The following is a 14,101-nucleotide window of genomic DNA, read 5'->3' on the forward strand; positions in this document are numbered from 1 at the left end:
CCCCATTGTGATTTACAAGATACATCTATCAGAAAAAGATGTCAATACATTCAGATATAAGCGAGAACTCTGTCTTCTACATACGTGGCTTTACAATTGTAGAAGCAGCTAGTATAACAATACTAGATTGTGCAGCACTGCACACCCTGAGTTGTCGTTGGACATAGAGGAGCTATGAATTACCGAGGAATATTTGATACTCAATTCAGGTATAATAGGAGACCTTTTACACGAAATAAGCTTCTGTTGGCCTAATTATTGGGCTGCTTAAGCAAGCGCTGTTCGCATTCTTCAACTAGTTCCTCATATTTGACCAACTGCCTTTCGCAGAATTCTATCACAGCGCCATCTTTGAGGTCAGGGAAAAAACGAGCGGTTGGATAGCTACTTGGCGTAGGAGGTTCAGATACAGCTTCCTCAACTTGCTCTTTCTGAGGAGTGACTTCTCCTATGATAACATCTAAACTGACTGTCCGTTCACGAGTCGCTCCAGTCTGTGCAGTTTCTTTGTGAACATTTTCTACTCTTGCGTTATTGAGATACTGAAGTTCTGAATCTGCAGACATTCCGATCTGTTTCTGACAATACCATTCGGTAAAACCACTTCGGCGCTTATATTGCTTCTGCATGTGATATGTGATACTTCGGGCGGCAGACAGGAAGGCGCTAAGATTGTAGGAGAAGCAGTCGTCATCCTCAAACGTTTGCTTCATCATGTGTAGAAAGTATTTAGCTTCTTCAACCTTACGTCTCGTTGAATTCTTCATAGAACCACCAATTCACATTGAGCGCTAACTAGCTACGAGATATGCTCAGTTCTAGTAGTCCAAGCGTAGTATAAGCTTGACAGATGTGCTAGATGTCAACTAAGAAGTCCTACACCTCCCGCTATTTCTGTTAACTGAGGTACGGAAGAAACTTGAGTTTATCAGGGTAGAGGTTAGAGTTGTAAGATATTATCGTCGTATTTATCTAGCTCCAAAGCGCTATATGTTCGATCATAGGCTTCTCTAGCTAGCTCAACTCTGTCTTCACTACTCATCCTACCAGAATATTGCCACTGCCTAAGATGGTTTCGCTGAGATTCGATCTCTTTTGAAAGGCGCTGCTTTAAAAGGCGCACTTGTTTGGGCTTCATTTTTTGGAGCTTGTCTCCGAAGACGTCCTTGAGCATATATTCTGCAGCACGATCGTATCTTCTAACTTCGATAGAAAAAATGGCGTCATCATAATCGCTCATCCTAAGCCACCCATATCATTTTTTACGAACCTATTATACCATAATAGAGTTATGGCTGTTCCGCTTGACAATAAATAGAGTACTCTAGAAAGTAACCAGTGAAAAGGGGGGAACCTTGCCATGGATGGCGCAACAGAAATCAGCTCATAGATATCGAGCATATCATGAGGCTGGGGGATGGGAGAGCCTGGATATAGTGGTGAGGTATACGAGGTCAGTGAGGTTTGAGGAGAGCTTGAGGGTGTATGGGGGGATGGAGAGATAGCCGCCGCCATAGTTCTTGCGAATCAGCGGACACCTAGAATACTATACCCGGATTATCAAGTTCCTGAATGCTACCTTGGTAAGCTTTGGAGCAACTTCTCCATTCCCGAATCGTAATGCCAAGGGGCATCAGTGAATTCCCAGAATTGTGCTAGACCTGGCAAACGAATATGGCTGCCAATGACAATCCACTTACCAGCGTGCAACTGGTACTTCTTAAGTTGACCATAAGCCTGTAAGCGTCTCTCGAAGTCTTGTGGGCTGTGGTCTCGGCACGTCATAACAGTAATCCCTATGTCCGTGCCAGAAAGCGTAATGGTGAAGTCATGTATTCGCCCATCCCTTTCTGAGCTATGCCTAGCCCTTTCGAACCATTTGGCGATTTTCTTCCGCGTATCAAAACTGATATTAAGAAGTACATTTATAATCCTGCAATACCCCAGCGGATGCTTGCTATCTAGTTCAAGTATCATCTTTCTGAAAGTCTGCGGCATACACTGCGTAGGCTTAGGCGCAGGTGTAGTCCTTTCACCGGTTTTGTACATAAAGTAACTGTCCATGTCTGTTGTATAGGACAATAACTGAAAATGATCAATGCCAGACTCTTGCAAGTCCTCAAAATATAGTCCCTCATGCAAGTAATATCCTAGCCAGTCAAGTTCATCGAATGCCTCGATATTTGCAAGCTCATTGATCCTTAGACGCTGATTCAGATAGTGTATGAACTGGCTAGGAAACTCAATCAATTCTGCTATGACCTTTAGATCAAGAAGATATACGGCCCATGGGAGTCGACCTTCTCCAAATACGCCTAATTCGGCCACCTGATAGAGAACGGGGGCAAAAGTATCTAGCGGCTCTAAAGTAATCGTTACCAAAAAGTTGGTATCTAGATTCTGTTTGTCGATTCTCAATTCTTGACCATCTGGTAGCTGAAATGCCGGCTGTGGATTTATAGTAATATACTTGTCAGCACGAATCGCCTGTGCATGAGACTCTACGATGAGTTTCCTAATGTCGGACACCATTCTATCTGGAGCGCCTCTTTTGGTGGGTTCCGTAAGAACCCCGGCCTTGCCCTCAACGAGAAATGCATGTCTGTCATACAGGACCAAACCGTCGAGATCAGTATCTTTAAGTTGGTCATTTTCTTCAACTCTATATCTGAGGTTGCGATAATCCTTGCCGTATTTAACAATCTCGGATATGAGCCTAACTCCTTCAGAAACAAGGTAATTAGCACGATGCTTCTGAAATTTCTCCCATACGCTATAGTCTTTATTGATTGCCTTTGCCGATGCCGGATTCAGTAATTCTTCGATGGTAGCCTTCGCACCCCACAACAGTAAGGCTGTAGCTGCACAAATGTAACGGCCGCCATGGTGGACAATAGGTCTTAGTCGGAGAGGATGGGTGGGACTCGGCCAAACGAATTCAGGGGACACTTCACCGAAACCGATTGAGAAACAAGCAAGGAACCTTCCTGTCGTTTCCACATCTCTTCCTGATTCCTTTGCAAGCTCCTCAGCGGTGAAAGAGAACGTTGCACCCAGTCCGAAGAATACCCAAGCAGTTAGCATATGCTTGACCCTCTTAAGCATTTTCTTTTCAGATAGCTTAGCAAGCCCAGATAGCATCTCTTTAGGATATTTGCTGTCATTCAGTTTACCTTGACTGAATAGCCTAACCTCCCTACGAATCTCTTTCTTGGATTCAATGGCCTGCTTTCGTCTTTCAGATAGCCGCCCATTCATTATTCTCTCGATAGCCTCAATGAACCCAAGAACATCTTCAATCTCAAAGCCGAGATAAGCCTTCATCCAATTACCTACCGGCTCAAATGAAAAGAGGGCTCTCAGAACCTCTGTCTGTTGGTGAGAGTACCCTGGATTTCTAACCGTCAGATTACGGGAAAAAGACTGATATTGGAATTTCTCCAAAAGCGTGGGGGGGTTCGGGTTATCTGGATTGATGTGAATCGCTGCCGCATAGAGAAGTGTATCGTTAAGTATTCCTTTTACTGTGTTCTGAATGTTTCCCAAGTCGAGAGGAGCTTGTTCCGAAGGATTCCCACCTTCTGAGAAAGCATCCATTAAACAAAGGAGAGTCGTATACTCTACAACAAACTGCAGTCCCTCATGGGAATACTCTTTGTATTGTTCTGGGTTAACAAACAAATTCTGGAATACCACGTTGGCAATGACATCAAATGAGTTATAAGCCTTAAGCTGCCTGCGTAGCTGATCCGCTCTTTGAGGAATGGTCTTCTCAAGCTCAGGAACCATAGAGGCAAAGGCAGTGAGAATCTCTTTGTGCTCGGCTTCAGAGCGGCGAGTATCAGTATAGATGAAACGCCCGTGTCTCTCTATACGAATTCCTTTACCAACAATGGCTTCGTGCTTCTTGTTCATGTCCGTGTCTATTATATCATCACTTATAAACAACAGCGTATTGGACTTTACGGACATATTAATCAAGCAAAAGGCACTCACATCTTTGCTAACCCTGTCGACGAATCTAATTAAGACAAAGATCAAGCTTTAGTAAGCGCTGAAATACTAAATCCTGTATTATTTGTACAAGGCTGAGGTAAGTTATGGTTTGGGAATTTTGGGGTGTGGTTTTGGACTAGGGGGTAGATACTTTGGAGAGGAGGGGCAACAACAGTCAGGTTGTGTGATAATCAAGAGAGAGATATGCGGCCTGACCTTATGCACAGAACAAGCGATTGTTGATGACCTGTATCTTGACACCACTGGATCCGTTATGGTAATCCTCTTACTATCAAGAGGACAGGACTGAGTCTTTAGCTCTCATCAACCTCAATGCCCAACTGCCGGAATGATTCCTTTATCTTATCTTCGTAGTCTTGTTCTGATATTTCCCCGTCGGCAGCAAGCAGTTCTATCTCCAAGGAGTCAAATTTACTCTGTAGTAGGTTCATGACCCCCATGATTTGTGCCACCTTCCCCTTCGGTACTCGAAACTTTAAGCGAACTTTACCTTTTCCCTGGACAACTGATGTGTCCTCTCCCCATTTTGCTGGCGCCTCTTTGATTCCGGATGCAGGGGTTGGCTCTAGAGGCATGGTACCCGTACCCTTGCCGGAAACCGCTTCCTCTCTCTGTTTTTGGTCCTGACAAATAGTCTCCTGTATCAATACCTCACTCCCGGAGAAAGCCACGGTTGGTGATTCCCGGAAGTAGTGGCACAACGGCTTATCATTCTGCAGTTCACCTAGACCGAACAGCCCCGACCGAACGCCTTCAACAATGCCCTGTTCCAGAACTGACCGGTCCGTTAGTCTTGTTTCCCCAGGCGTCCTGAGGGCAGACTGGTAGATTTGCCGGGTAGAAGCATAGCTGTTGCTTGACAGGAACTTCTCCTTGATTACCAGCGGCGCAATCCTCGCCAGTATTTCTCCCTCGGAACGAAGCTTCTCAAAGATCTCCCCATCAAGTGCGACCAGTTCACCATATGTTGGTATACCGAGGTCAATCTCTTTTGTTCCTTCTCTCGAAGGTATGGATACTATCCTATACAGCTTGCGAATTGACTCTCTAACGTCTCCTTCGGCCGTTTTTAATTCCTTTCTCACATCTTTCTTCTGTTCTTCGCTCAGGTTAAGGCTCGGATCACGCTCAATATACTCATAAGCGATTTTGCGTTTTATGGTATTGTTGAAAGCGTTTCTTTCTAATTCCGAAGGGGACAGGAAAAACAAGGTATTCCGATAGGTACGCGGCGTTTGGCCTTTATTCTTAAGCATGTTGTTCATCGCCATCTTGTTTTCTCTTTTTAGGATGACCAGCTTCAGTTCCTCTGAATCAGGAATATTGCTAGGGTCTTCTTCCCACACATAGCATCTTAGTCTGCTACCTAAGATGCTTTTGCGCAGCAACTCTAGCTCCATTTGGACAACCTTCTCTTCGCGGATGTTCTCCATATTAGTCAGCAGAATGCGATTTAAATTAGGCTGGTTTCTGAAGAAGTACTTCTCCCCAACACTCTGAAGGTAAAAAAGCTTGCCCTTAAGTTGTTCAACGGCCTCGGCGACGACGCTAGCCGGGTTATCAGTAGTCGTCGCACTTCGCTTCACTTCTCCAAGGGTTGCCCCATGTTCTTGCCCACCAGAAAACGAGTAAAGGAATGTGGCAGCAGCCGAACGAGTGCCCAATCTCAGCCCCTGATAAGATTTACCCAAAGACAGGTCAACTTTGGAAGCTCCGGCGGTTACGTCGATTATATCGGCCGCAAGAACACTGTTGAATTCCGAACCAATGTGTTTCAGTAGTTCCTGCCTGATTTCCTGATTAGCCAGATCGAAATCAGCCAAGCTGATATAAGGCCTGCTGGATGTTCTTAGAGAATGAATTACTAGGGAAAGTAGTCGGAGCACGCCTCTAGTTCGTTGGAAGGTAGGAAAACTACCCCAACGATGATACAGTACATCTACGACTTCAGGCATAAAGGGATATGAGTCTAGAAATCTGTCACGGTATTCGCTCGGCTGTGAACCTGCCGGGAATATTTCCTCCTTCTCAGCATATTTCATGAATTCAGCCACAATCCTTCGGACATTTTGTTCATCAATGCTCATGAACAGCCGACGCCTGATTATTTTGGTTATCTCGTTCTCCTGCACTGGGGTATAAATCCGCTCAATCCTACCTGCCACCTTTTGCAGTTGCTGGTATAGTCTTTCTGCACCTTCGTCGTAGTGCTCTATGATGCTGGCCGGCAGGGTTACTGCCAAGCAGGTTCGCTCAAGAGTGCTGGCTGCCTCTGTCAGTTCTTGCATGAAAGCCATCGTCTGGGCGGCCAGTGTGCTGTCACCCACTCTCACACCCGCTGCCTTGGTCACATACTCCAGAACCTCATCCATGAGAATGAGAACTGGCTGGTTATTGGAAAGCAACGCCCGTATAGCTTCTTTGCCCGGGGCAACCTGGCCTGTGAATCTGCCAGTCTTACCGGTAAGCCGTTTCTCTAGCACACCCCAGAGCGTTTCTTGTGTGCTTAGTGCAGTGCCAACTATTGCGACCTTCTTCGCCTCCCACTCAGCTGCCTTATGGTACATGGCAATCAAAGCGTGGGTCTTACCACCACCGAAGGGTGTTTGTATCTGGATAACTGGATCGCCACCGGCTCCTTGTAGTCGCTTCTCTACGACTGTGAGCAGGTTTCTCAGTCCTTCGGTGAGGTAAGTTTTCTTGAAGAAGGTCTCAGCATCTTTGTATTCGTCCGCACCCCGCTGCTGGGTTACCTCCCAGAGGTCAGCAGCAAAGACATCCATAGTCAGTCGACCTTCAAGGATATCTCGGTGGGGAACTGCGATAGTATGAAACGCTTTCATCACAAAAGCCTCCCTTGGGTAGCTTCTTTCCTTACCTCTTCTCGCAGACGTTCTCTGCCAGCTAGAAAACCGTCTAGTAGTTTTTTCTCCTTGCTCTCAATAGGTAGGGTCTCCGAGGCTGCCTGGGCTACCCTGTAGAATGCCTCGCCGGTACCGTAACCGGACTTGTGCAGCAGCTTGACCATTTCACTTCTTCTTCCCTTCTCCCAGAGCAATAGGCTACTGTGCAAAACGTCAATCATCTCTGTCGAGTTCTTTAGATCTTCAACATGGCGTTCTTGGGGACCCGCTACCCTGATAAACTCCTTGTCTTTGCGGATAAAACCGCCCCGGTTCCATTCCTTGGACAGGTCAATGCTGCAACTCTGAGCCAGTTTTCTCGCTTCGTCAAATTCTACTCTTGCCTCACCGTAGTTCCATCGGTAGAGCACATAGAAACGGGTTAGGTCGGAAATCTCACCGGAAAAGCCGTTGTGCAGTATCTGGCGCACAGCGTAGTCCGTGGCAATCTTGCGGACATCCTGCAATAGTCTATCGGCACGAACGATGTTTCCCTCATAGTCCATCACTTTTCCATACTTGCCAAAGACTTCAATTGCCGAGCCAATAGCAGCGATAAAAAAGTCGGCGCCACTAATGCCCTCTTGCCAAAGCCTCTCCAGTTTTTTACTTAGATGCTGCTTCAGTTCTTCCTGTACATTATTGTAAAAGCCGGTGGGCTGACGTTCCATTTTGCGAGCTACAATGTAGATTGAAGAGGCGAGTGATGCAGTTTCATTAGCATTCAATCTAGCCTGCATTTCCGTCCTCAATGGCCATGCCCCTGATACAATGAGACCAGAGTCCAACAGTGAATTGATAAGCGACTCCCAACCCTTGATTGACTTGTGGGCGTACACAATTGTAGCTATGCCGTTCGGTTTCAGTACCCTATAAACGTCTTGAAACGACTTCTGAAGCATGGACTCAAAAAAATCTTTGGCGGAGTTTGCGCCGCCTTGCCTATAGGGATCCGAAACGATTTCATTGGATTTTGGTATTACTGGCGTTGAGAGCAATGCGGGATGTAAGTGTCCGATTGTTCTCTTAAGCCAGACATAAAAGAAATCGGAAAGATTCGCATAACCGACATTATCATAGTATGGAGGGTCAGTAAACACAGCGTCAAAATACCCATCTGGATACGGCAACGAAGTGGCTGAAGATTGGTTAACATTAGCCTGAAAGGTCGATACACGAGAGAAGTGGTCGATGACTCTTGAAATCCATCCTAATGCAGAATTCCAGTCTCCAGTAGCTCCACTCCAAGGAAGTAGTTCAAAATAATCCCACACCATTTGCAGTGCCTGTCGTGTAAAGGTATGACCAACGAATTCGCCATTCGGGACCCATGTTGTCAGGGTTGAGTTATAATCTTCTAACCTGTCTGCGGCAAAGCTCAAGTATGTGGCTAATGCTCTCGCGTAATCCTCGTCATAGCCGTTTTCAAGCATCTTTTTATATGCTGATTTGACCTTGTCCCCCAAAGTAACCAACGCCAATTGCTGGCGCGGATTGAACAATTCTCCCCAAGTCTTCATTCCGTACATTGGAGGACGATCCACATCGTGACAAGGTGCCGGAATCATCTCGTCAGGTATGGGGTCTATTCCCCATTCTTTAATCAGTTTCGCCTGCTTCTCTTTTAAATACTCCTTCCCCTCTAGGAAAGTCTGGACATCTTCGTCTGTGGCAATCCGGTATGCCTTACCATTAGTACCAACCTTATTAGTGACTACCGCCACCATCCTCTGCCCGGCTTTGCCTCCCCGAAAAAGACTTCTGGTTGTTTTGTCATCAACCACGCTGCCACACACAGGGCAGTTTACCACTGCCCGTGAGACCGTACCATTTTCCGGGTTGAAGTCCTTCGGCATAGGCTCATGATCAGTACCCACTATTTTGAACCTGACCTCTTTACCAGCCACATAAGGGAAAAGAGACACCTTCTTCTTGTCTTTTCTAGCCAACCAGTATTGGCGCATAAGAGGAATGCCAGTGCCGCAGGCTGGATTTTGGCAGGGGATTGACCTTGCCCAAATGTAGCCAACCGGGATGCTGCCGTCCGGTTCCAGCGGATAGAACCTACCTATTTCCTCCTTAGTCTCCTTCAGTACCCAGTCGCCCCATTTCTTCACATCTTCCAACAGGGGATTAACTGTCTTCTCGGTCTCAGTCCAGTCATCTCCTTTTACCTTTGTGGGCTTGCCATATTTCTGTGGGTACTCAAGGGTGCATTTTAAAATGAGTGTGGCTACAGGGTTGTAATCACTGGCATAGGTTTCACATCCCAAACGTAAAGCCTCCAGTGGTATGGCACCACCGCCGGCAAAGGGGTCTAGCACTTTCGGCGGCTTACCACCATTGGCTTTAAGAATATCCTCCCTAGCTTTCTGAATCATACTCTGGTTAAGAGAGTTCTCCCATTTGGAGAAGTCAATAATGAATTGCCGTGTTTTGTTCCATTCTTCAACGTTTTTCGGAGCCGGGATTAGTGCCGCATAGTTCGTTGCCCGTGATGAAGCTAGGGGGCGCCTTGCCCACCAGATATGGAGAGTGGAGATATGTCCATGGCGGATACTCTTTTCCTTTGCCGATTCCACACTGACTTCTTTGACAGGGAAGCTTTCTTCAATAAAACGGCGGTTATTGTCCACTTTTGCCTCCCTTGGCATCTATCTCCCTGAACGGTATCACGTATCTGACCACTTCGATCTTTTCCTCCGGCTCCAGGTTCTCCGCTGGGTTTTGGATGATGTAAAGCCGTAGTTTGGTCTTCACGTTCATTACGGCATAGAGATAATACTCGTCCCCGAAACGCTTCGCTTTGAACCACTCATTTTGAGTGAGAGCTACCGCGCCGTTTCTAGCTCTGGCTTTCACCTCGATATAGCGCATCAGACCTTCGTTATCCTTAGAGCGGATATCAAAGCCCAAATTCTGCGCAGAGACATCTTCAGGGACTCTATTGTTTTCGGTCTCAAACGCCATGGTAAATTCCATACCGAGACGCTCGACCTCTGGGTCACTTTCCATTGTCTCGCCCGTTGTAGTGGCTGGCTTTATACGAATGATACCCCGGAAGCGCGGCATGCTCATAGTAAGGCTCTTCTCCTTATTCAAATGGTCTTTGAGGTCGATAAGAGCCCTCTCGTACCTTTCCTTGGTCTCCTCTTTGTTCCTAATTACAAGGTCAACATTCTCCCCTTGCTCTTTGCGGGCATAGAGTGAGATAAGGTCACCATCAAGCTTTACAATAAGGTACTCCAGTGACCTGATACCATATTTTTCTTTAATTTCAGTTTGTCTCTCCCGTTCCCTCGTTATCTCTTTCTTGTATCCCTCCAGGCCAGTAATAACATTGCCTGTGACCAGCTTCTTAACTGCCTCGGAGTCGCAGGTTTCTGTACAGATATTAGTGCCTTCAGCCAAGTCCCAGATGACCGCCGGAGAGATAGGTCTCACCTGTTTGCCGTCTGTGTAGAAAGCAAAAAGGCGTTTCCCTGCGATAGTGCCGGTGCCATCCTTTATCTCTCCCTCGTAAAAAAGGACATAGCCATCCATTTTACCATCAGGGTCAGTAAATATTGCCCCCTGCGTTAGCGACTCCATATAGTTTCCTTCAATCCAGAGCATGGTGGCTTCAAAGAGTGGGTGTCCGAATGAGACAAACTCGGCATCTTGGTTCTTGAAGGCGATATCCTTGTCAAAGGCCACCTTAGGATACCGTTTCACCAGTTCTCCGTAGCTTCTTCTGAAATTGTCTTCTTCAGCGATCTTACGTATACTGAAGGGCACGGACTCTATTTCCAGGAAACCCCCATCGCGCTCCCTAAATTTGCCGCCAGCTCTGGTGAAGGCGCGTCTGAAATATTCACTCGTATATTCCGGGATGAGCCGATATTCACGAGCCTGCTGTGCCATTTCCTTGATTCGTGTGTAATCGATATAACGGGTCGCTAGACTTTCGCCCAGGTTCTCCTTGACCTCCGCGATATAGTCCTCATCCACCGTGATATCAAGCTCTTTAAGTATTTCATCAATATTCCTGGCGTTAGCCGCCGCCTCAACCAGGAACTGAGACAAGCTTCTGTTATAGAGGACTTCGCTTAGTACGTCAAAAACCTTATCACTTCCCAATGCATCCTTAATTTCGTCCAATTTCTGGAACAGTTTGGTCAGTACGCGCCCCTCTCGCGTATCTTCGGCAACAAGGTTGCATACATAGACCTCTTTTTGCTGACCATAGCGGTGTACCCGCCCCATGCGTTGCTCTAGGCGGTTCGGATTCCACGGAATGTCATAGTTAATCATCAGGTGACAAAACTGTAAGTTGATGCCTTCACCGGCGGCCTCCGTAGCCACCAGCACCTCGGTTTCGTTTTTGAACACTCTTTCCGCCTTGACGCGGTCTTCCAATTTCATGCCGCCGTGAATGGTGTTTACATTATATCTCCAGGTCTTGATCTTCTTATCCAGGTACTCTAGGGTATCTCTGGATTCCGTGAAGATAAGGATTTTCTTGTCTTTTGCTTCCGGATATCTATTCCGTAAGTCATGCAAGGCTCCTTTTAGCTCCTGCAGTTTTACTTCTGTTTCACTTTGAATAATACCTTTGGCTTGCTCGATGAACTTGTCTATAGTGGCAATCTCTTTTTCCAGTTCCTCCCTGTTTTCAGCAACACTCAGGGTCTCCCAGATTTCTTCCTGTTTCCACCTCTCCTCTTCACTCAAGTCTTCAATAGCGGTAAGATCAAAAGTGCTCTCTGCCGCCTCACCCCTTTCTACGGGACCCTTAAGGAAGTCCTCCAAGCGTTTCTTCCTTCGCTCAAGAGACTTTAGCAAGGCGTAGGTGCTGGAAGCTAACCGACGCTGCAAGATAACCAGAGCAAAGGCCACATTTCTACGCTTATCCTTGGTGAGAGCCTTGTTATACTGGGTATTAACGTACTTTGACAGTTGGTTATATAGGTCCTTTTCTTTGGGAGAGCGTACTCCCAGATCAAAAGAGATGGTGCTGACGTGGCGAGGCAGGAAAAGTGGTTTCCCCTCGAAGTCCTTGAGGTCTTCCTTCACGCGGCGGATAAACAAGGGGTTGTCTTTATTTCGTATGGATTCTTGGAGCATTTCATTTGTAGCGAAGAACCCAGGTTCCAGTAAATCCAAGAACAGTCTGAAGTTTTCCGGGTCTCCCTTATGTGGAGTGGCTGTGAGAAATAGCATGTGTTCGGTATTGCGGGAAAGCGCTTCACCTAACTGGTACCGGTCGGTTTTATCCAGCTTGTCTCCCCATCGCTGGGCGCTCATCTTGTGGGCCTCATCCACAATTATAAGGTCGAAGCGTGCGGCGGTGATAGACGGCAGGATATCTCCTCGCTTGGCGAAGTCGATGGAAGTAATTACCTGGTTTTCTCTGAGCCATACGTTTTCTCCATACAAGGCATCAAGAACCCCTCTGTCGATGACCACAAACCTCTCTTCGAATCTCTCCGCCAATTCTCGGCGCCATTGATCTTTAAGATGTCCAGGTGATATGATGAGAATCCTTCTTACCAGATAACGGAGCTTCATTTCCTTGATGACTAGCCCGGCCATAATGGTTTTGCCGGCTCCAGGATCGTCAGCAATAAGGAAGCGAATCCGTGGCAGCTTCAGAATATGGCCGTAGACTGCTTCTATCTGGTGAGGCAGTGGGTCCACTTTCGAGGTGTTCATGGCAAGTAGGGGGTCATACAAGGATGCAAATCGATAGCGGATGGTCTCCAGTGCCAGAAAAATCTTCCAGTCTTCCTCAGAAAAAAGAGTTCCCTCACCTAAGATAGTGAGTTTGTGAAATTCATCACGCGGAATAATCTGGTCAACATGATCTCTGGAAATGGTAGTCGCCCCGACTACGTGTACATACTCGCCTTCTTCTTCAACAAGTTTTATTTCAACAGGTTCAGGCCATACAGGTCCTCTGATGATACTGCCGGCTTTCAGCTTATCAATCATGACTGCTGCTCTCCTGGGTGAGAGAAATACCCTGAACTTGTTGGTTCAGCTCATTTTCGATTACTTCCGCCACCCAATCCTGTATTGTCTTGTCATACTCTGCAGCACGAATCCTCACCTTTTTATGGAGCCCTTCTGGTAAGCGGATATGAATCATTCTGGTCTTTGTCTGGTTGTGTTATTGCATTTCATACGCCCTCGTTTCTAAGAGACGTAGCTTTTGCTCCAAATATATCTGAGATACGGATCAGAGTCAAGAGGGAGTAAAGGAAACAAGGCAAAGAGCCAGCGTGATTTAACAACATCATAATGTGCAAGCAGATGTTCGGAAATACGGAAAATCATTGTCAACTTCCAAATAAATCGCTGGCTTGGAACTTGCATTTCTTGGTAGTATGTAGTATAGATAACGTAGCTCTGACTCGGCAGATTTTAATAATTGGAGCCAACGACCATGGCTATTCTAGAGGTTTTTCCTAATCCTACCGTCAAACAGGTAATTTTCCAGATTACCTATCCAAACCTGTTTTTTTTAGAAACGAAGATTGGCGATTTGCAGATGGCTATCATGAGCAGATTCCCGGAATCAAAAATTGCCTACCGTCGATTCGTCTTTGGTGATATCGGGCCAGATGTTAAGCCCGAAGACCTTCCAAAACTTGAAAAGAGCGGCACTATTTGGCAATTCATTAATCCCGCTAAACAAGTTACCCTGAGTGTTACAAGTAGTTCCTTGGATATCGTGTCCGCTTCTCACAAGACTTATAGCCAGGGGACTACAGACAACTTTCGGGAAATCATCGACTTCGTCCTAAATGCTTTCTTGAAATTAGTGTCAATCCCAACCATCAATCGCATTGGACTGAGGTACAGAGATGAATGTCCACTGCCCCTCAAAAATACGGAAACCCTCAAGTCCTACTACAATTCAGTATTTCCCACACACCGATTCAATCTAGAGGATGCCATCGACATGCTCTTTAAGGTCACCATCGATAAGAAGGACCATTCTATTGGTTACATTGAGAGTCTCCATAAGGCCGACACGTCATATAAACTGATTCTAGACTTTGATGGCTTCGCACCTAATGTCAATGCATCGGACTTGATGACTATGCTAGATAAGCTTCATAACTCGATTTCACAAGAGTTCGAGAATACAATAAAAGAACCTGTCTACGAATATATGCGTCAAAAGGGGACGTAAA

Annotated in this window: 7 protein-coding genes; 1 reads left to right on the forward strand and 6 read right to left on the reverse strand. The window is 46.4% G+C overall.

Features of this window, described 5'->3' with window-relative positions:
• Positions 1-251 precede the first annotated feature (251 nt).
• From PHI12_06995 to PHI12_07020, 6 genes are all read right to left on the reverse strand, one after another.
• On the reverse strand, positions 252-767 hold the full coding sequence (locus PHI12_06995; protein ID MDD5510536.1) for a hypothetical protein: 516 nt from the start codon (positions 765-767) through the stop codon (positions 252-254).
• 173 nt (positions 768-940) lie between these two features.
• Positions 941-1,240: a hypothetical protein gene (locus PHI12_07000; protein MDD5510537.1), complete on the reverse strand. Its 300-nt coding sequence runs from the start codon at positions 1,238-1,240 to the stop codon at positions 941-943.
• 335 nt (positions 1,241-1,575) lie between these two features.
• Positions 1,576-3,915, reverse strand: coding sequence for a hypothetical protein (locus PHI12_07005; GenBank protein MDD5510538.1), 2,340 nt, complete (start codon positions 3,913-3,915; stop codon positions 1,576-1,578).
• A gap of 395 nt (positions 3,916-4,310) precedes the next feature.
• A complete protein-coding gene (locus PHI12_07010) occupies positions 4,311-6,860 on the reverse strand; it encodes a DUF499 domain-containing protein (GenBank protein ID MDD5510539.1) in 2,550 nt (849 codons plus the stop codon).
• A complete protein-coding gene (locus PHI12_07015) occupies positions 6,860-9,574 on the reverse strand; it encodes a DUF1156 domain-containing protein (GenBank protein MDD5510540.1) in 2,715 nt (904 codons plus the stop codon). The genes PHI12_07010 and PHI12_07015 overlap by 1 nt, the downstream gene beginning before the upstream one ends.
• On the reverse strand, positions 9,546-12,893 hold the full coding sequence (locus PHI12_07020) for a helicase-related protein (GenBank protein ID MDD5510541.1): 3,348 nt from the start codon (positions 12,891-12,893) through the stop codon (positions 9,546-9,548). Before PHI12_07020 ends, PHI12_07015 begins: the two co-directional genes overlap by 29 nt.
• Before the next feature lie 454 nt (positions 12,894-13,347).
• Between PHI12_07020 and PHI12_07025 the strand changes: the two genes are divergently transcribed.
• Positions 13,348-14,100 (forward strand): TIGR04255 family protein, encoded by a 753-nt coding sequence (locus PHI12_07025; GenBank protein MDD5510542.1) that lies wholly within the window; start codon positions 13,348-13,350, stop codon positions 14,098-14,100.
• The last annotated feature ends 1 nt before the right edge of the window (position 14,101 follow it).

Source organism: Dehalococcoidales bacterium, assembly GCA_028716225.1.
In the GTDB taxonomy this organism is placed as follows: domain Bacteria; phylum Chloroflexota; class Dehalococcoidia; order Dehalococcoidales; family UBA5760; genus UBA5760.

What these genes read in the sequence shown, in the direction of transcription:
- PHI12_06995 (MDD5510536.1), bottom strand. Translation starts at nt 767, where the DNA reads ATGAAGAATTCAACGAGACGTAAGGTTGAAGAAGCTAAATACTTTCTA.
- PHI12_07000 (MDD5510537.1), bottom strand. Translation starts at nt 1,240, where the DNA reads ATGAGCGATTATGATGACGCCATTTTTTCTATCGAAGTTAGAAGATAC.
- PHI12_07005 (MDD5510538.1), bottom strand. Translation starts at nt 3,915, where the DNA reads ATGAACAAGAAGCACGAAGCCATTGTTGGTAAAGGAATTCGTATAGAG.
- PHI12_07010 (MDD5510539.1), bottom strand. Translation starts at nt 6,860, where the DNA reads ATGAAAGCGTTTCATACTATCGCAGTTCCCCACCGAGATATCCTTGAA.
- PHI12_07015 (MDD5510540.1), bottom strand. Translation starts at nt 9,574, where the DNA reads ATGCCAAGGGAGGCAAAAGTGGACAATAACCGCCGTTTTATTGAAGAA.
- PHI12_07020 (MDD5510541.1), bottom strand. Translation starts at nt 12,893, where the DNA reads ATGATTGATAAGCTGAAAGCCGGCAGTATCATCAGAGGACCTGTATGG.
- PHI12_07025 (MDD5510542.1), top strand. Translation starts at nt 13,348, where the DNA reads ATGGCTATTCTAGAGGTTTTTCCTAATCCTACCGTCAAACAGGTAATT.